Source organism: Mycobacterium rhizamassiliense (genome assembly GCF_900157375.1).
Classification (GTDB): Bacteria; Actinomycetota; Actinomycetes; order Mycobacteriales; family Mycobacteriaceae; genus Mycobacterium; species Mycobacterium rhizamassiliense.
In genome coordinates this window covers 5570770-5589166 of sequence record NZ_LT721901.1, presented here as the reverse complement: position 1 = coordinate 5589166, position 18397 = coordinate 5570770, and the positions used below count along the sequence as shown (strand labels likewise).

At 70.1% G+C, this 18397-nt stretch carries 19 protein-coding genes and 1 riboswitch; of the genes, 16 read left to right on the top strand and 3 right to left on the bottom strand.

The genetic code is table 11. The features are described 5' to 3' along the window. The first annotated feature begins 10 nt into the window (after positions 1-10). The 3 genes from clgR to pspM all read left to right on the top strand — a co-directional run bounded on the left by clgR (position 11) and on the right by pspM (position 2151). The gene (gene clgR / locus MRAB57_RS26435; RefSeq protein WP_077089969.1) at positions 11-349 is read left to right on the top strand and encodes a transcriptional regulator ClgR; all 339 of its coding nucleotides are present in this window, start codon (positions 11-13) and stop codon (positions 347-349) included. A gap of 137 nt (positions 350-486) precedes the next feature. After that, on the top strand, positions 487-1311 hold the full coding sequence (pspA, locus tag MRAB57_RS26430) for a phage shock protein PspA (RefSeq protein ID WP_077089968.1): 825 nt from the start codon (positions 487-489) through the stop codon (positions 1309-1311). 18 nt (positions 1312-1329) lie between these two features. After that, positions 1330-2151, top strand: coding sequence for a phage shock envelope stress response protein PspM (gene pspM / locus MRAB57_RS26425; protein WP_077089967.1), 822 nt, complete (start codon positions 1330-1332; stop codon positions 2149-2151). A 25-nt stretch (positions 2152-2176) separates the two neighbouring features. Here pspM and MRAB57_RS26420 read toward each other — a convergent pair whose 3' ends face one another. Further along, entirely contained in the window at positions 2177-2611 is a 435-nt protein-coding gene (locus MRAB57_RS26420; RefSeq protein WP_077089966.1) for a limonene-1,2-epoxide hydrolase family protein, read from the bottom strand. Positions 2612-2663: 52 nt separating this feature from the next. Here MRAB57_RS26420 and MRAB57_RS26415 point away from each other — a divergent pair, with 52 nt between their 5' ends. Next, entirely contained in the window at positions 2664-3830 is a 1167-nt protein-coding gene (locus tag MRAB57_RS26415; RefSeq protein ID WP_077090887.1) for a glycosyltransferase, read from the top strand. Between the two features lie 22 nt (positions 3831-3852). Further along, entirely contained in the window at positions 3853-4047 is a 195-nt protein-coding gene (locus tag MRAB57_RS26410; RefSeq protein WP_077089965.1) for a DUF3046 domain-containing protein, read from the top strand. Between the two features lie 16 nt (positions 4048-4063). Here MRAB57_RS26410 and MRAB57_RS26405 read toward each other — a convergent pair whose 3' ends face one another. After that, the gene (locus MRAB57_RS26405; protein WP_077089964.1) at positions 4064-4741 is read right to left on the bottom strand and encodes a (2Fe-2S)-binding protein; all 678 of its coding nucleotides are present in this window, start codon (positions 4739-4741) and stop codon (positions 4064-4066) included. Positions 4742-4784: 43 nt separating this feature from the next. Beyond that, a riboswitch (cobalamin riboswitch) is annotated at positions 4785-4909 on the bottom strand. A gap of 164 nt (positions 4910-5073) precedes the next feature. Here MRAB57_RS26405 and recA point away from each other — a divergent pair. The 4 genes from recA to MRAB57_RS26385 are packed head-to-tail and all read left to right on the top strand — an operon-like array spanning position 5074 to position 8771. Then, positions 5074-6126, top strand: a complete 1053-nt coding sequence (recA, locus tag MRAB57_RS26400) for a recombinase RecA (protein WP_077089963.1) — start codon at positions 5074-5076, stop codon at positions 6124-6126. Continuing rightward, a complete protein-coding gene (gene recX, locus MRAB57_RS26395) occupies positions 6098-6613 on the top strand; it encodes a recombination regulator RecX (protein WP_077089962.1) in 516 nt (171 codons plus the stop codon). The genes recA and recX overlap by 29 nt, the downstream gene beginning before the upstream one ends. A gap of 44 nt (positions 6614-6657) precedes the next feature. Then, the gene (miaB, locus tag MRAB57_RS26390) at positions 6658-8184 is read left to right on the top strand and encodes a tRNA (N6-isopentenyl adenosine(37)-C2)-methylthiotransferase MiaB (RefSeq protein ID WP_077089961.1); all 1527 of its coding nucleotides are present in this window, start codon (positions 6658-6660) and stop codon (positions 8182-8184) included. Further along, on the top strand, positions 8172-8771 hold the full coding sequence (locus tag MRAB57_RS26385) for an Rv2732c family membrane protein (protein ID WP_108638009.1): 600 nt from the start codon (positions 8172-8174) through the stop codon (positions 8769-8771). The genes miaB and MRAB57_RS26385 overlap by 13 nt, the downstream gene beginning before the upstream one ends. A 17-nt stretch (positions 8772-8788) precedes the next feature. Here the strand turns inward: MRAB57_RS26385 and MRAB57_RS26380 are convergent, their stop codons facing one another. Beyond that, positions 8789-10144: a DUF349 domain-containing protein gene (locus MRAB57_RS26380; RefSeq protein ID WP_077089959.1), complete on the bottom strand. Its 1356-nt coding sequence runs from the start codon at positions 10142-10144 to the stop codon at positions 8789-8791. A gap of 246 nt (positions 10145-10390) precedes the next feature. Between MRAB57_RS26380 and MRAB57_RS26375 the strand changes: the two genes are divergently transcribed. The 7 genes from MRAB57_RS26375 to MRAB57_RS26345 all read left to right on the top strand — a co-directional run bounded on the left by MRAB57_RS26375 (position 10391) and on the right by MRAB57_RS26345 (position 17888). Then, positions 10391-11266, top strand: a complete 876-nt coding sequence (locus tag MRAB57_RS26375; protein WP_077090886.1) for a DMT family transporter — start codon at positions 10391-10393, stop codon at positions 11264-11266. A gap of 377 nt (positions 11267-11643) precedes the next feature. Next, positions 11644-12606, top strand: coding sequence for a DMT family transporter (locus MRAB57_RS26370; protein WP_077089958.1), 963 nt, complete (start codon positions 11644-11646; stop codon positions 12604-12606). Between the two features lie 30 nt (positions 12607-12636). Then, on the top strand, positions 12637-13326 hold the full coding sequence (locus MRAB57_RS26365) for a class III extradiol ring-cleavage dioxygenase family protein (RefSeq protein WP_077089957.1): 690 nt from the start codon (positions 12637-12639) through the stop codon (positions 13324-13326). After that, positions 13323-14267, top strand: a complete 945-nt coding sequence (gene miaA / locus MRAB57_RS26360; protein WP_077089956.1) for a tRNA (adenosine(37)-N6)-dimethylallyltransferase MiaA — start codon at positions 13323-13325, stop codon at positions 14265-14267. Before MRAB57_RS26365 ends, miaA begins: the two co-directional genes overlap by 4 nt. Before the next feature lie 4 nt (positions 14268-14271). Next, positions 14272-15141 (top strand): diaminopimelate epimerase, encoded by an 870-nt coding sequence (gene dapF, locus MRAB57_RS26355; RefSeq protein ID WP_077090885.1) that lies wholly within the window; start codon positions 14272-14274, stop codon positions 15139-15141. Positions 15142-15189: 48 nt separating this feature from the next. After that, positions 15190-16626: a GTPase HflX gene (hflX, locus tag MRAB57_RS26350; RefSeq protein ID WP_077089955.1), complete on the top strand. Its 1437-nt coding sequence runs from the start codon at positions 15190-15192 to the stop codon at positions 16624-16626. A gap of 101 nt (positions 16627-16727) precedes the next feature. Further along, positions 16728-17888, top strand: coding sequence for an acyl-CoA dehydrogenase family protein (locus MRAB57_RS26345; protein WP_077089954.1), 1161 nt, complete (start codon positions 16728-16730; stop codon positions 17886-17888). The last annotated feature ends 509 nt before the right edge of the window (positions 17889-18397 follow it).

The following is an 18397-nucleotide window of genomic DNA, read 5'->3' as shown; positions in this document are numbered from 1 at the left end:
GGAGACCAGGATGTCGCCATTGGTGCGTGAGGTCATCGGCGATGTGCTGCGCCGGGCCCGGACGTCGCAGGGCCGGACGCTGCGCGAGGTGTCGGACGCGGCGCGGGTGAGCCTGGGTTACCTCTCGGAAGTCGAGCGCGGCCGCAAGGAGCCCTCCAGCGAGTTGCTCAACGCGATCTGCGATGCGCTCGACGTGGCGCTGTCGGCCGTCCTCATCGACGCCGGCCAGCAGATGGCGGCCGAGGAACGCGCTGCTCACGCCGCGGTCCCGAGCGAGGTCAGCGCTGCCAGCATCGATGCGAGCATCAAGGTCGTCATCCCACCGGTGGCGTCGCTGGCGGTGGCCTGAGCCGAGGCGACACGGGCCGGCCGGATCCGGCCTCAGGGGTGGGGCGATCGGCACCGACCCGATAAATTGAGCGACAAGATGAGCACCGGGGCCTAGCCGGGCCCCGGGTCGTCCAGAAACGAAGGTGGAGTCACGTCATGGCCAATCCGTTCGTCAAAGCGTGGAAATACGTCATGGCGCTGTTCAACGCGAAGATTGACGAGCACGCCGACCCGAAGATTCAGATCCAGCAGGCCATCGAGGAAGCTCAGCGCACCCACCAGGCGCTGACCCAGCAGGCCGCGCAGGTGATCGGCAACCAGCGCCAGCTGGAGATGCGGCTCAACCGGCAGCTGGCCGACATCGAGAAGCTTCAGGTCAACGTGCGCCAGGCCCTGACGCTGGCCGACCAGGCCACCGCCGCCGGCGACGCAGCCAAGGCCACCGAGTACAACAACGCCGCCGAGGCGTTCGCGGCCCAGCTGGTGACCGCCGAGCAGAGCGTGGAAGACCTCAAGACCCTGCACGATCAGGCTCTGGCCGCGGCGGGCCAGGCGAAGAAGGCCGTCGAACAGAACTCGATGGTGCTGCAGCAGAAGATCGCCGAGCGCACCAAGCTGCTCAGCCAGCTCGAGCAGGCCAAGATGCAGGAGCAGGTCAGCGCCTCGCTGCGGTCGATGAGTGAGATCGCCGCCCCGGGCAACACCCCGAGCCTCGACGAGGTGCGCGACAAAATCGAGCGGCGCTACGCCAACGCGATCGGCTCCGCCGAACTCGCGCAGGGTTCGGTGCAGGGCCGCATGCTCGAGGTGCAGCACGCCAGCGTGGAGATGGCCGGTCATTCGCGGCTCGAGCAGATCCGCGCGTCGATGCGGGGCGAGGCCCTGCCGGCGGGCGGGGCGGCGGCCGCCCCCGGAGCTCCCGCGACACCGACGCCCACCGAGACCGGTGGGCCCGTCGCCGAGAAGCCGATTGGTCAGTAACCCGGCGGTCGGGGCGGCATGGCGGTGAACGTGAGTCAGCGCGGGCTACTGCGTGCGCTGCTGCAGCGGGGGCTGGAAACGGCCGCCGACGTCTCCGACGTGGTCGCCCGGCGGATCAGCGCCGCCGTGGATCCGCGGGCGCGGCAGCTGCGCCGTCGCCGCCGCGCGCTGCGCTGGGGCCTGCTGTCGGCCGCCGGGTGCGTGTTCTGGGCGGCGGTGACCGCGCTGCTGGCGGCCTGGGGTTGGTTCACCTTGCTGCTGCAGATCACCGGTGCGATCGCGGTGGTGCTGTCGATTCCGGCGACGCTGCTGTTGTTTCGCTATCGCTGGCTGCGCTCCGAGCCGCTGCCCACGCAGCGGCCAAGCACCGTCCGCCGGCTGCCGCCACCGGGTTCGGCCGCGCGACCGGCGATGTACGCGCTGGGCGCCTCCGAACGCGGTTTCTTCTCCCTGCTGGGCGTCATCGAGCGCGGCGCCATGCTGCCCGCCGACGAAGTCGCCGGCCTGACCACCGCGGCGAACAAGACCTCGTCGGCCATGGCGGCCACCGCCGCCGAGGTGGTGTCGATGGAGCGCGCGGCGCATACGTCGGAATCCTCGCGGGCGTATCTGGTGCCCACCATCAACGCGTTCACCGCGCAGTTGAGCGCCGGTGTCCGCCAGTACAACGAAATGGTCACCGCCGCAGCGCAATTGGTGTCGTCGGCGAACGGCAACGGCGACGCCGGGTTAGTGGCGGCACACCAGCGCTACCGGGCCGAACTGGTGGAGACCACCGATCGGCTGATCGGTTGGGCGCAGGCGTTCGACGAACTCGGCGGACTGCCGCGCGGTCAGTGAGTCGCGCGCGGGCCCAGCCGCCGCGTCAGAACGACGGTTTCAGCGACGGCACCGCCAGCGCCACCAGGCCGCGGGCGGTGGCCTTGAGCATGTCGTAGAAGTCAAAGTAGTCCCGCCACAGCGTGATTCGCCCGTTGTGGACCTCGAACACGCCGCAGACCCAGAACTGAAGCCGCACCGGGCCGATCACGATCGCATCGGTGCGCTCGGTCAGCACCGCGTTGCCGTCGGTGGCGATGCGGTGAATCTTCACCTCGAACGCCACGCGGCCTCCGTCCATGCGTCGGAAGAGCTTCATCGCGCGGGCCCGGCCGCGAATCGTCGGCAACCCGACGTTCTCGTACACGAGGTTGTCGTCCAGGGTGGCGTCGGCGGCGTCGTAGTCCGCGTCCTGCAAGGCGTACAGAAAATTCTCGACCGTGCGAGTGTTCGCGACGGTTGTCCCAGTCAGCTCGGTCATGTTCGCCAGCGTAGGCGAGTCCGGCCGGTTGGCGCTGTGGCAGGGTATGCGGATGCGCGTCGCGGTGATAGCCGGGCCGGATCCCGGCCATTCGTTCCCCGCGATCGCGCTGTGCCAACGCTTTAGCGCCGCGGGCGACGCGCCCACCCTGTTCACGGGCGTGGAATGGCTTGAGACCGCGCGGAATGCCGGCGTCCATGCCGTGGAGCTGGACGGGCTGGCCGCCACCGACGAAGACGTCGACGCCGGGGCCAGGATCCACCGCCGCGCCGCGCGGATGGCCGAGCTCAACGTGCCCGCGCTGCGCGAGCTCGCGCCCGACTTGGTGGTCTCCGACGTCATCACCGCCGGCGGCGGCATGGCGGCCGAGCTGCTGGGGATCCCGTGGGTGGAACTCACCCCGTCTCCGCTGTACCTGCCGTCCAAGGGGCTGCCGCCGATCGGCAGCGGCCTGGCGCCGGGCACCGGCATCGGCGGGCGGCTGCGCGACGTCGCGATGCGGGCGATGACCGCGCGTTCCCTGCGGGCCGGTGCGCGTCAGCGATCCGAGGCCCGCGTGGCGATCGGGCTGCCGGCCCGCGATCCCGGGCCGCTGCGGCGGCTGATCGCCACCCTGCCCGCCCTGGAGGTGCTGCGGCCGGACTGGCCGGCCGAGGCCGTCGTGGTGGGCCCGCTGCATTTCGAGCCGACCGATCGGGTGCTGGACATCCCCGCCGGGTCCGGGCCGGTCGTCGTGGTCGCGCCGTCGACCGCGCTGATCGGGACCGAGGACCTCGCCGAGGTCGCGCTGGGGTGCCTGATTCCGGGGGAGACGCTGCCGGCGGGTTCGCGGCTGGTGGTGTCGCGCCTCGGCGGGGCGCAGCTGAGCGTGCCGCCGTGGGCGGTGGTCGGGCTGGGACGCCAATCCGACCTGTTGGCGCACGCCGACCTGGCGATCTGCGGCGGCGGCCACGGCATGGTGGCCAAGGCGCTGCTGGCCGGGGTGCCGGTGGTCGTCGTCCCCGGCGGCGGGGACCAATGGGAGATCGCTAATCGGGTGGCGCGCCAGGGCAGCGGGAGGTTGATCCGTCCCCTCACGGCCGAGGCGTTGGTGGCCGCGGTCAGCGAGGTGCTGTCGACGCCCGGCTGCAGGCAGGCCGCACTGGCGGCGGCCGACGGCGCCGCCGACGTCGCCGACCCGGTGCGGGTCTGCCACGAAGCTCTGGCTTTGACGCGCTAGCCGCGTGGGTATCTTGGCTGGCGTGCGGCTGATGGAGTTCAACGATCGGGTGGTTTTGCGGTTCGGCGCTGCCTACGGCGCATCGGTGCTGGTCGATCACGTGCTGAGCGGCTTCGGCGGCCGGACCGCGGCGCAGGCCATCGAGGCCGGCGTCGAGCCGCGCGACGTCTGGCGCGCGCTGTGCGTCGACTTCGACGTGCCCCGCGAGCAATGGTGAGCCGCCGCTGGCCGCCTCAGCGCCGGCCTGCCCGCGGCGCCTGGCGAAACACGCAGTCGCCGCAGACGGACCGCCCGGGGACGCGATAGAACAGGCAGCAGCTGTCGCGCCGGAAGCCCAGGTGTGAGCCGGTGAGCGAGCCGGATCCGGCCAGCACGCCGGTGTTCAGCAGCGATTCGGTGATCTCGACGATGCGGGCGCGCAGGTCGGGCCGCGCCACCAGCAGCGCCCGCGACGCGCCGACCAGTGCCGAGGCGATGTTGCCCGCCAGCAGGTTGGGCGCCAGCTTGACCCGCAGCCCGTCGGCGAACGGCTGCAGGTGTTGCTGCACCACGATCCGGTACAGCAGCTCCGCGGAGAGCTGCGCGACGGGCTCGCCGATGGGCTCGGGGACGCGCAGCTGCGCGCCGTCGTCGGCGCGCTCGAGGTCTTTGAGCTCCGGGACGACGCCGTGGGCCAGGGCGCAGGCCAGCACCGGCGACCACAGCCGGGTGGCGTGGCCGAGGTGCACCAGCGAGGCGCCGATCCGCAAGTCCGTCGTGTGATAGCGCCGGGCGGTGGTGTCGATCAGGTCGGTGAAACCGCCGACGTAATCGTCGTGAACGGGATGCCATCCGGTCCCGCCGCCGCCCACGGTCAACGCGAAAAACCCTTTGTAGGAAGATATTTCGGCTAGCTCGGCGGAGATATCCATGCTGGCGCGACCACCCTCTCTGGGGAGATCCGCCCCAGCGTCTAGTGAGGAGGCGCCGACGGTGAGTATCTGGCTCTCGGGTCAGAATGTGACCGATCACAGTGGCGGGACCGCACCGGATTCGCACCGGTTTCCTCAGGTTGCAGGCCCGTCGACGCCCTTCCGATAGCCGATATTGCCACACGCCGACCGTACGGCGTGTCGAATGCGAATCGAACAGGTGTTCGTCTACTGTGGGGATTGTTCGACGATGACTTGTCGGTGGCTCTCTCTAGTGTCACGGCCAACCGACCGAAACCGGTCAGCAGAACAACGACTACAGGAGAGACATCATGCCGCAAGCGCCCGACCGCGAAAAGGCCCTCGAGCTGGCAATGGCCCAGATCGAGAAGAGCTACGGCAAAGGTTCGGTGATGCGTCTCGGCGACGAGACGCGCCAGCCGATCTCGATCATCCCGACCGGGTCCATCGCATTGGACGTGGCCCTGGGCATCGGCGGCCTGCCGCGCGGCCGGGTCGTGGAGATCTATGGCCCGGAGTCCTCGGGTAAAACCACCGTCGCCCTGCACGCGGTGGCCAATGCCCAGGCCGCCGGCGGCGTCGCGGCGTTCATCGACGCCGAGCACGCGCTGGACCCGGACTACGCCAAAAAGCTCGGCGTCGACACCGATTCCCTGCTGGTCAGCCAACCGGACACCGGTGAGCAGGCCCTGGAGATCGCCGACATGCTGATCCGCTCCGGCGCCCTGGACATCCTGGTCATCGACTCGGTCGCGGCGCTGGTGCCGCGCGCGGAGCTCGAAGGCGAGATGGGGGACAGCCACGTCGGGCTGCAGGCCCGGCTGATGAGCCAGGCGCTGCGGAAAATGACTGGCGCGCTGAGCAATTCGGGAACCACGGCGATCTTCATCAATCAGCTCCGCGAGAAGATCGGCGTGATGTTCGGCAGCCCCGAAACCACCACGGGTGGAAAGGCTTTGAAGTTCTACGCGTCGGTGCGCTTGGATGTGCGCCGGATCGAGACGCTCAAGGACGGCACCGATGCGGTCGGTAACCGCACCCGGGTCAAGGTCGTCAAGAACAAGGTGGCGCCGCCGTTCAAGCAGGCCGAGTTCGACATCCTCTACGGCCGGGGTATCAGCAGGGAGGGCTCGCTGATCGACATGGGGGTGGACCAGGGCTTCATCCGCAAGTCCGGTTCCTGGTTCACCTACGAGGGCGAACAGCTCGGCCAGGGCAAGGAAAACGTCCGCAACTTCTTGGTGGAGAACGGCGATATCGCCAATGAGATCGAGAAGAAGATCAAGGAAAAGCTCGGCATCGGCGCGGTCGTGACCGCCGATGATCCCTCTGGCGATGTCCTCCCCGCTCCCGTCGACTTCTGAGCCCTCCCGCGAAGAGCAGGCGCGGGCGTTGTGCCTGCGCCTGCTCACCGCGAGGTCGCGCACCCGGGCCGAGTTGTCCGGTCAGCTCGCCAAACGCGGCTACCCCGACGACGTCAGCGCCCAGGTGCTCGACCGGCTGGCGGCCGTAGGGCTGATCGACGACGCGGATTTCGCCCAGCAGTGGGTGCAGTCCCGGCACGCCAGGGCCGGAAAGAGCAGGCGCGCCTTGGCCGCCGAGCTGCGCACCAAGGGTGTCGACAAAGAAGTCATCAGCACGGCGCTGGCCGGGATCGACGCCGATGCCGAGCGGGACCGGGCCGAAGAGCTGGTCCGGGTCAAGCTGCGACGCGACACGCTGAGCGGCGACGACGCGCGGCTGACCCGCCGGCTGGTGGGGATGCTGGCGCGCCGCGGCTACAGCCAGAACCTGGCCTGCGAGGTTGTCCTCGCCGAGGTGGCCGCCGAACGGGAACGCCGCCGAGTCTAGCTGCGGGTTAATGCCGTCGGCCCGGGTCGCCGTACCATGGCCCCGTGACTTCGACGGTGGCGCCAGACGCCGGGCCTGCGGCTGTGCCGGGCCCGGGACCGGCGCGTACCTATCAAGTCCGCACCTACGGCTGCCAGATGAACGTCCACGATTCGGAGCGGCTCGCGGGCCTGCTGGAGACAGCTGGCTACATGCGCGCGCCCGAGGGCGTCGACGCCGATGTCGTCGTCTTCAACACCTGCGCCGTCCGAGAAAACGCCGACAACAAGCTGTACGGCAACATCAGCCACCTGGCTCCGCGCAAGCGGGAGAATCCCGACTTCCAAATCGCCGTCGGCGGCTGCCTGGCCCAGAAGGACCGAGAGGCGTTGCTGGACAAGGCCCCGTGGGTCGACGTCGTCTTCGGCACGCACAACATCGGCTCGCTGCCCACCCTGCTCGACCGCGCCCGGCACAACAAGGTCGCCCAGGTCGAAATCGCCGAGGCGCTGCAGCAGTTCCCGTCCTCGCTGCCGAGTGCCCGCGAATCCGCTTACGCCGCATGGGTTTCCGTATCCGTCGGCTGCAACAACAGCTGCACGTTCTGCATCGTCCCGTCACTGCGCGGCAAGGAGGTCGACCGGAGCCCGTCCGACATCCTGGCCGAGGTGCGGTCCTTGGTGGCCGACGGCGTGCTCGAGGTGACGCTGCTGGGCCAGAACGTCAACGCCTACGGCGTCTCGTTCGCCGACCCGGCGCAGCCCCGGGATCGCGGCGCTTTTGCCAAGCTGCTGCGTGCGTGTGGAGAAATCGACGGGCTCGAGCGCGTCCGGTTCACCTCGCCGCACCCGGCGGAGTTCACCGACGACGTCATCGACGCGATGGCGCAGACGCCTAACGTCTGCCCGGCCCTGCACATGCCGCTGCAGTCGGGATCCGACCGCGTGCTGCGGGCGATGCGGCGCTCCTACCGCGCCGAGCGGTATCTGGGCATCATCGACCGCGTCCGTGCGGCGATGCCGCACGCGGCGATCACCACCGACCTCATCGTCGGGTTCCCCGGCGAAACCGAAGCGGACTTCGCGCAAACCCTCGACGTGGTGCGCCAGGCCCGGTTCGCGGCCGCGTTCACCTTCCAGTACTCCAAGCGACCCGGCACCCCGGCCGCCGAGCTCGACGGGCAGCTGCCGAAAGACGTTGTGCAGGAACGTTATATGCGGTTGCTCGAGCTGCAGGAGCAGATCTCGCTGGACGGCAATCGCGCGCTGGTCGGGCAGCCGGTCGAGTTGCTGGTCGCCGCCGGTGAAGGCCGCAAGGACACGGCCACCGCGCGCATGACCGGCCGCGCCCGCGACGGCCGGCTGGTGCACTTCGCCGCGGACCAGCCGGTGCGGCCCGGCGACATCGTCACCACGGTCGTCACCGGGGCCGCGCCGCACCACCTGATCGCCGACGCCGGCGTCGCCACCCACCGCCGCACCCGCGCCGGTGACGCGCAGGCCGCCGGGCAACGCCCGGGCGGCATCGGCCTGGGCATGCCCGGCATCGGACCCGCCCCCGAACCGATCGAACCCCTTGGATGTGCCCGATGAAGAAAGAACACACCGACATCGACCCCCTGCGTGCCGAGATCGACGCCGCAGAACGTCGCGTCGCACGCGAAATCGACCCCGGCGTAAGGGGATTCGTTGTCGCGATCCTGGTCTTCGTGCTGCTCGGATCGTTCATCCTGCCGCACACCGGCAGCGTGCGCGGGTGGGACGTGCTGTTCAGCAGCCACGGCGCCGGCGCCGCCGCGCTGGCCCTGCCGCAGCGCGTCTTCACGTGGCTGGCGTTGGTGTTCGGCGTCGGTTTCTCGATGCTGGCCTTGACGACGCGGCGCTGGACGCTCGCCTGGATCGCGTTGGCGGGTTCGGCGATCGCGAGTGTGACCGGGCTGCTGGCCATTTGGTCGCGCCAGACCGTGGCCGTCGGCCATCCCGGTCCCGGTGTGGGCCTGTTCGTCGCATGGATCGCCGTGATCATGCTGACGTTTCACTGGGCCCGCGTCGTGTGGTCGCGCACCATCGTGCAGCTGGCCGCCGAGGAGGAGCGGCGCCGCGTCGCCGCCGAGCGGGAATCCCGCACGTTGTTGGACACCCTGGACGGCCCGGGCGGTAGCGACGGCACGGGCGCCTAGCCCCTAGCCCCTAGCCCCTAGCGCTTCAGCGCCTCGACGGCGGCCTGCGCCCACTGGCGCCACTGCGCGGCATTGGCCTGCGCCTCTTCGGCTTCCTTCGTCCGGCCCGCCGCCGCGGCCTTGGCGGCCTGTTGCTCGAAATGCTCGGCACGGGTGGCGAACTGCTCGGCCCGCGCCTGCGCCTCCGGGTCGGTCCGATTCGCCTCGCCGGCGTCGCGCACCTTCTTCTCGATGGCCCGCAGCCGCCGCTCCAGGTCGGCCGACCGCTCCCGAGGCACCTTGCCGATCGCGTCCCATTTGTCGGCGATCGTGCGCAGCGCCGCCCGGGCGGCGTCGTGGTTACTGGTGTCGATCTTCTCGGCATCGGCCAGCAGCGCCTCCTTGGCGGTGGCGTTGGCCGCGAACTCCGCATCCTTTTCGGCCGTCACCGCGTTGCGGGCGGTGAAGAACGTGTCCTGCGCGGCCTTGAACCGCCGCCACAGGGCGTCGTCGAGCTCGCGGGACGCGCGTCCCGCCCCCTTCCATTCGGTCAACAGCTTGCGGAATTCCGAGCTGGTGCCGGCCCAGTCGGTCGAGTCGGACAGCTCCTCGGCGCGCTCGCACAGCCGCTCCTTGGACTGCTTGACCGTGGAACGCTCGCGGTCCAGCTCGGCGAAGTGCGCCCCGCGCCGCCGGTTGAACGATTCGCGGGCCGCCGAATAGCGCTTCCACAGCGCGTCGTCGACCTTGCGGTCCAGGCCGGAAATCGTCTTCCACTCGTCGAGAATCTCGCGCATCCGGTCGCCTGCGGTCTTCCACTGGGTGGAGTTCGCGGCCAGCTCCTCGGCCTCGGCCGCGAGCGCCTCCTTGCGGGCGGTCTGGGCGGCCCGATGCTCGTCGCGCCGCGAGCGGTCGGCGGTCACGGTGGCGCCGGCCTGGTCGATGAGGCTGGTCAGCCGGGCCGCCACCGCGTCGATGTCGCCGAGCACCGACGCGGTCGGCAACGTTTCGGCCAGCGCCGACGCATTGGCCTTGATCTTGCGCGCGTCACCGCTGCCCGCGGCCAGCCGCTCTTCCATCAGCGTGACCTCGGTGCTCAGGTCGTCGAATCGCCTGCCGAAGTGCGCGAAGGCGGCCTCGTGTTCGCCGGCCTGCCACGAGCCGACCACGCGTTCGCCCGCCGAGCTGATCAGCCACACGGTGCCGTCGTCGTCGACGCGGCCGAACTGATGGGGATTGCTGCGCGGGGCCACCGGTACGGGGTGGGGGCTGGGGCGCGACCCCGGGCTCTGCGGCCGGGGACCGGGACGCGGTCCCGGGCGTGGCACCGGCTTCGAGATCGGCTCCTGGACCGAGCCGGCGAGGTCGTTGCTGCCGGGTTCTTCGGCTGTCATCGCTCGTCACCTACCCTTCGCGCGGCCATGTATCCCGCGCACCTGCCGCGCGTAGCGGCACCCGTACGGCCGGAAGTGGGCGGCTGCTCGCCGTTATCGCCCACTGCTCCGTCACCAGTATTCAAGCAGCTTGGCGAGCTGGATGCGGCAACCTTGTCGTTGCCGCGCGGACAGCCGGCCGTGAAACATTGGATACCCCCAGCTTGCCTCACGTTGATCGCCCTCGACAGCGGGGAGAATCCGCTCATGGACCAGTTGGACATCGCCGCGCTGCTGGCATTGGGTTCCGCGCTGTGTGTCGCGATCGGCGACGTGCTGCAGCAGCGGGCGACGCACCGGATCGCCGACCCGTCGCTGCGCCTGCCGCAGCTGTTCGCCAAGCTGGCGCGCATCCGGCGGTGGCGGCTGGGGGTGCTGATCCTGGTGCTGAGCATCGCGCTGCAGGCGGCCGCGCTGAACCGGGGCTCGGTGCTGCTGGTGCAGGCGCTGCCGGTGCTGTCGCTGCTGTTCGCGCTGCCGATCAGCGCGCGCCTGGCCGGCCGTCGGGTGACGCCGCGCGAATGGATCTGGGGCGTGGTGCTGACCGCGGCGGTGACCGTGATCGTGACGGTCGGCAACCCGCAGTCCGGTCGTGCGTACGCGTCGTTGCAGACCTGGGCCGTCGTGGTAGCGGTGCTGGGGCCGTTGCTGATCGCGTCGGTCGTGGCCGCGCGGATCTGGGGTGGCGCCCTGGCCGCGGTGCTGTTCGCCTTCGTCTCGGGTGCGCTGTGGGGCGTCTTCGCCGTGCTGACCAAGGGCGCGGTCCACCGGCTGAGCGACGGCGGCTGGGCGGTGTTCGGCAGCGCCGAGCTCTACGCCTGGATCCTCGTCGCGGTGGGCGGTTTCATCTGGGAGCAGTCGGCGTTCCGGGCCGGGTCGCTGACGGCGTCGATGCCGACGCTGGAGGTATCGCAGCCGGTGGTCGCGGCGCTGCTGGGGGTTGTCGTTCTCGGCGAGACGCTGAGCACCAGTCACACCGGGATGGTCGCGCTGGTGGCCGCGGTCGTGGTGGTGACGGCGGCGACGGTCGAGCTGGCGCGCGTCGACGCCGCCGTGACGACCGAGCGGGCCGCGCCGGCGTAGCGCCTGCGCGCGCGGGCCGCGGCATCAGGACACGCCCACTGGCGAATAACAGTTCGGTTCCACCGTCGCCCGGGCCATATGGCGACTTCGCCCGGACCGGTACCGTGGCGATTACCGATGTTGCAGGTGTTGTTTATGGGGTTAAGGGGCGGAGGCGGCCGTCCGCAACCTATGACACCATTGGAGGTTGGTTCCCGGTCCCGACGGTCGTCGCCGGCATCCCATAGGCGTGTCTCAGCTTCGGCATAGGTTCGTGGACTAGGTGTTGTGGATCGCGCGAAATTCTTGGCGCGGACCGTGCAAGCGGTCGGTAGACGGGTAGTGAATACCGGTGCAGGTGACGGCCCCCGGGTCGGACGTAGGGGAGGAGCTCGCAGGTGACAAAAGCGGACGTTGCCGTTGTCCTCGCGCTACTCGCCGCGTTCGCATCGGCGATGGGCAACGTCGTGCGTCAGCGTTCGGCGCAGGAGATCACCGACAAAGAGGTCGGGCACCTCGAACTCTTCAAAATGTCGGTGCGCGACGCGAAGTGGTGGCTGGGCGCCCTCGGGGCGATCGCCAACTACGGGCTGCAGGCCGCGGCGCTCGCGCTGGGGTCGGTGATGATGGTGACGGCGCTGCAGGTGACGGCGCTGCTGTTCGCGCTCCCGATCTACGCGCGCATGACACACCACCGGGTGACCCGCTGGGAGTGGACCTGGGCGGTGCTGCTGGCTGCGGCCCTGGCGGTGGTGGTCAGCGTCGGCGACCCGGACGCCGGCGCTTCGCGCGGCTCGCTGGGCACCTGGCTGGTGGTGGCCCTGGTGATGGGACCGACGCTGTTGTTCTGCGTGCTGGGCGCACGGTTCTGGTCGGGCTCGGTGGCCGCGGTGCTGCTGGCGGTCGTGGCGGGTTCGTCGCTGGCGCTGTTCGCGGTGCTGACGAAGGCCGTTGTCGAGGTGGTCGGCGGCGGCATCGGCGCCCTGCTGACCGCGCCGGAGTTCTACGTCTGGATCGCCGCGGCGCTGGCCGGGATGATCTTCCAGCAGTCGTCGTTCCGCGCCGGTTCGCTGACCGCGTCACTGCCGACCTCGGTGGTGGCCAAGCCGTTGGTCGGTTCGGTCCTGGGCGTGGCCGTGCTGGGCGAGACGCTGGACTGCCACGGACCGGCGCGGTTCGTGCTCGTTGCAGGCGTCGTGGTGGTGGTCGTCGCGACCGTGGCGCTGGCCCGCGGCGAGGCCGAGACCATGTCGAAGTCCAGCGACCACGCCACCCGCCCGCTGGAGCTGCACCCCGACGATGCGTCGGATGACCTGCGCGACCCCGCCGACTGCGTGCAGGCGCGCGGCCGGACCGCCTGACACCGCTGACCCGTCGGTTAGTTTGGTGCCGTGCTGAGCGCCATCGCGATCGTCCCCTCGGCGCCGGTGCTTGTCCCCGAACTCGCCGGCGCGGCCGCCGCCGAAATCGCCGACCTCACCGCGGCGGTGTCCGAATCCGCCGCGCTGCTGCCGTCGCACTGGATCGCCCTCGGTACCGGCGTGGCCGACGCCGACCTGGGCCCCGACAGCGTCGGCACGTTCGCGGGTTTCGGTGTCGACGTGCGGGTCGGCCTCTCGCCACACGCCCGCGACGGGCAGCCACGCCCGCTGCCCCTGTGCGCGCTGATCGCCGGCTGGGTGCGCGGCCAGGCCCGCCCCGACGCCAGCGCGCACGCCCGTGTCTACGCCTGCCACCACTCCGCCGCCACGGCCCTGGCCCTGGGGCGGCAATTGCGCGCCGACATCGACCGGCGTCCCGAGCCGGTGGGCGTGCTGGTGGTCGCCGACGGCGCGAACACCCTGACCCCGCCCGCGCCCGGCGGCTACGACCCAGCCAATGCCGAGGCCCAACGGGCCCTCGGCGACGCGCTGGCCAACGGTGACGTCGCCGCATTGACGACGCTGCCCGAGTCGATCCTGGGTCGGGTCGCCTTCCAGGTGCTGGCCGGCCTGACCGAGCCGGGCCCGCGATCGGCCAAGGAGCTCTACCGAGGGGCGCCCTACGGCGTGGGGTACTTCGCCGGCGCCTGGCAGCTATGAGGCCGCTCGCGATCATCGGCCCCACCGGCACCGGCAAGTCGCAGCTGGCGCTCGACGTCGCCGAACGGCTCAGCGACGACGGCGGCGCCGAGATCGTCAACGCCGACGCCATGCAGCTCTATCGCGGCATGGACATCGGGACCGCCAAGCTGCCGGTCGCCGAGCGGCGCGGCGTGCCGCATCACCAGCTCGACGTCCTGCATGTCAGCCAGACCGCCACCGTCGCCCGCTATCAGCAGGCCGCGGCCGCCGACATCGAAGCGATCGCCGCGCGCGGTGCGGTCCCGGTCGTGGTGGGCGGGTCGATGCTCTACGTCCAGTCGCTGCTGGACGACTGGACCTTTCCCGCGACCGACCCCGAGGTCCGTGCGCGCTGGGAGCAGCGGCTCGCCGAGGTCGGGGTGGGGGTGCTGCACGCCGAGCTGGCCCGCCGCGACCCGATCGCCGCCGCCACGATCCTGCCCACCGACGGGCGCCGCACGGTGCGCGCGCTGGAGGTCGTCGAGCTCACCGGGCAGCCGTTCGCCGCGTCCGCGCCGCGCATCGGCGCCCCGCGATGGGGCACCGCTATCGTCGGATTGGATTGCGAGACAACCATTCTCGACGAATGGCTGGCCCGGCGCACCGACGCGATGTTCGATCAGGGACTGGTCGGCGAGGTTCAGGGTCTGGTGCGGGCGGGCCTGCGTGAGGGCGTCACCGCAGCCCGCGCGCTGGGCTACGCGCAGGTGCTCGCGGCGCTGGACGCCGGCGGCGGCGGCGACGCGATGCGTGAGGCGCGCGAACTGACGTTCGTGGGCACCCGGCGCTATGTGCGGCGACAGCGGTCGTGGTTTCGCCGCGACCATCGGGTGCGCTGGCTCGACGTCGGCGCCGGAACCGCCGCCGACCGCGAGCGCCTGGTCGCCGAAGCCCTGGATGCGTGGCGCCAAGTACCCTGAACAGGTGATCTTCGCCAAGGGGCACGGCACCCAGAACGATTTCGTGCTGCTGCCCGACCTAGAGGCTCGGGTCGCCGTGTCCGCTTCTCGGGTGGCCGCGCTGTGCGACCGGCGCCGCGGCCTGGGCGCCGACGGGGTGCTGCGCGTGACCACCGCGGGCGCCGCGGCGGCGGCCGGCGTGCTCGACCGGCTGCCCGACGGCGTCGACGCCGGCGATTGGTTCATGGACTACCGCAACGCCGACGGGTCGACCGCACAGATGTGCGGCAACGGCGTGCGGGTGTTCGCGCACTACCTGCGGGCCAGCGGCATGGAGGCCCGCGACGAGTTCGTCGTCGGCTCGGTGGCCGGCCCGCGGATGGTGACCCTGCACCACGCGGACGCGACCAACGCCGACGTCACCGTCGACATGGGCAAGGCCAACCGGCTGGGCAGCGGCGAGGCCGTCGTCGGCGGCCGGCGCTTCACCGGGCTGGCGGTCGACGTAGGCAATCCGCACCTGGCGTGCGTGGACGCGCAGCTGCGCGTCGACGAGCTCGCGGCCCTGGACGTCGGGTCGCCGGTGCAGTTCGACCGGGCCCAATTCCCGGACGGGGCCAACGTCGAGGTCCTCACCGCGGCGGCCGGGGGATTGGTGTACATGCGGGTGCACGAGCGCGGCGTGGGCGAAACCCGTTCCTGCGGAACCGGAACCGTCGCGGCGGCCGTCGCGGCGCTGGCCGATGCCGGGGCCGACACCGGGACGCTGACCGTGCGGGTGCCGGGCGGCGACGTCGTCGTCACCGTGACCGACGCCACCAGCTACTTGCGCGGGCCGTCGGTGCTGCTGGCCCGAGGCGACATCGCCGACGACTGGTGGAATGGGCTGGCGTGAATATTCAGGTGCGCGGCGCCGCGTGACGTGCCACCATCGAAACTGGCTATGACATATCCAGATTCGCCCGGACCGGGCTTTCCCAACACCCCCGACAATGCACCGAGCCTCGGTGAACTCGCCCTCGAAGATCGATCGGCGCTGCGCCGCGTCGCCGGGCTGTCGACCGAACTCGCCGACATCTCCGAGGTCGAGTACCGCCAGCTGCGGCTGGAGCGAGTGGTGCTGGTCGGCGTCTGGACCGAGGGCAGCGCCGCCGACAACCAGGCGAGCATGGCCGAGCTGGCGCTGCTCGCCGAGACCGCCGGCTCGCAGGTGCTCGAGGGGCTGATCCAGCGCCGCGACAAGCCCGACTCGTCGACCTACATCGGCTCGGGCAAGGCACAGGAGTTGCGCGAGGTGGTGCTGGCCACCGGCGCCGACACCGTCATCTGCGACGGCGAGCTGTCGCCCGCGCAGCTGACCGCGCTGGAAAAGGCCGTCAAGGTCAAGGTCATCGATCGCACCGCGCTGATCCTCGACATCTTCGCCCAGCACGCGACCAGCCGGGAGGGCAAGGCGCAGGTGTCGCTGGCGCAGATGGAATACATGCTGCCGCGGCTGCGCGGCTGGGGTGAGTCGATGTCCCGGCAGGCCGGTGGCCGCGCCGGCGGCGCCGGCGGCGGGGTCGGCACGCGTGGTCCCGGTGAGACGAAGATCGAGACCGATCGCCGCCGCATCCGCGAGCGGATGTCCAAGCTGCGGCGCGAGATCAAGGACATGAAGCAGGCCCGCGACACGCAGCGCAGTCGCCGGCTGCACAGCGACATGCCGTCGATCGCCATCGTCGGCTACACCAACGCCGGCAAGTCGAGCCTGCTCAACGCGCTGACCGGGGCCGGGGTGCTGGTGCAGGACGCGTTGTTCGCCACGCTGGAGCCGACCACGCGGCGGGCGGAGTTCGGCGACGGTCGGCCATTCGTGCTGACCGACACTGTCGGCTTCGTGCGCCACCTGCCCACCCAGCTCGTCGAGGCGTTCCGCTCCACGCTGGAGGAGGTCGTCGACGCCGACCTGCTGGTGCATGTCGTCGACGGCTCCGACGTCAACCCGCTGGCCCAGATCAACGCGGTCCGGCAGGTGGTCTCCGAAGTGGTCACCGACTACCACTCCGACCCGCCGCCCGAGCTGCTGGTCGTCAACAAGATCGACGCGGCGGGCGACCTGGCGCTGGCCAAGCTGCGCCACGCGCTGCCCGGGGCGATCTTCGTCTCTGCCCACACCGGTGAGGGCGTCGACGCGTTGCGGCGGCGGATGGACGAACTCGCCGTCTCCGCCGACGCGGCCGTCGATGTGCTGATCCCGTACGACCGGGGCGACCTGGTCGCCCGCGTGCACGCGGACGGGCGGGTGCAGTCCGAGGAGCACGACGCGGCGGGGACCCGGCTGCGGGCCCGGGTTCCGGTGGCGCTGGCCGCCAGCCTGCGGGACTTCGCCACGCATTAGGCGACCGGCCCCACTCCGCGTGCTCACCAGCCCAGCTGCCGACCAACCGCCTGGTTGGTATATCTTGGGCGGCAGAGTCCACACCCGTCGGAGGTCCGTCCATGAGCAGTGCCGTCAAGTTCCAGCGCACCCTGTTTGAACCCGAGCACGAGCTGTTCCGGGAGTCCTACCGGGCGTTCCTGGATCGCCACGTCGAGCCCCATCAAGAGGAATGGGACAAGGCGAAGATCGTCGACCGGGGCGTGTGGCTGGAAGCCGGCAAACAAGGGTTTCTCGGCATGGCGGTGCCCGAGGAATACGGCGGCGGCGGCAATCCCGACTTCCGGTACAACACCATCGTCAGCGAAGAGACCGCCAGGGGCCGTTACAACGGCATCGGATTCGGCCTGCACAACGACATCGTGGCGCCGTACCTGCTGTCCCTGGCGACCGAGGAGCAGAAGCAGCGCTGGCTGCCCAAATTCTGCAGCGGGGAACTGATCACCGCGATCGCGATGACCGAGCCGGGCACCGGCAGCGACCTGCAGGGCATCAAGACCCGCGCGGTCAAACACGATGACCACTACGTGCTCAACGGCGCAAAGACGTTCATCACCAACGGGATCAACTCCGATCTGGTGATCGTGGTCGCCCAGACCGATCCGGACAAAGGCGCGCAAGGGTTTTCGCTGCTCGTCGTCGAGCGTGGCATGCCGGGATTCGAACGCGGCCGCCATCTGGAGAAGATCGGGCTGGACGCGCAGGACACCGCCGAACTGTCCTTCACCGACGTGCACGTGCCGGCCGAAAACCTGCTCGGCGAGGAGGGGCAGGGCTTCATCTACCTGATGCGCAACCTGCCGCAGGAGCGGATCAACATCGCCATCATGGCGGCCGCGTCCATGGAGAGCGTGCTGGAGTTGACGCTGCAGTACACCAAGGAGCGCAAGGCCTTTGGCAAGCCGATCGGCAGCTTCCAGAACAGCCGGTTCGTGCTGGCCGAGCTCGCCACCGAGGCCACCCTGGTCCGCATCATGGTCGACAATTTCATCGCCCTGCACCTGGAGGGCAAACTCACCGCCGAGCAGGCCGCGATGGCGAAGTGGTATTCGACCGAAAAGCAGGTTCATCTGATCGACCGCTGCCTGCAGTTGCACGGCGGCTACGGCTACATGCGCGAATACCCGGTTGCCCGTGCCTATCTCGACGCCCGCGTGCAGACGATTTACGGCGGGACCACCGAAATCATGAAAGAGATCATCGGCCGCAGCCTCGGCGTCTAGCCAATTTTGCTGTCGCGCAACGACCGAGGGTCGCGCCGGCGCTGACCGCGCGCGAAAACGCGCCGGTCGCCGCGCGGATGCGTCGCACGGGTCGCGGCGAAAGTGTCAATCCCGCTGATTGGCTGGTTGTTCGGGTAGATTCCCGGACAAATGATCGCCTCGGGTACCGGTCTGCACATGCGCTTTGCGCACGTGGATTACGCGATTACACGTCGCAAACCCGCGGATTTCGTCGTCGACGGGTTCGATGACCGCGGTCGGGCTATGGCCAGCCGCACGGTAATCCGGGCACGCAGCGCTTGGTCGCGAGATGGGCGTGGTTTTGCATCATTTCGACATCAGAGCGGTATCCGTTTTCGTAATATTTCCTATTTGACTTCGTATTCTTTGTTCGCTGGAGCAAAGTTATGCGAGCCCGCGACTACACGGAGCCGAGTGAGGTTGATAATCCGGGGTGGGGGTAGGTACCGCTCGCAGGGCCTGCACGGTATGAGCATGGCCACAGATAG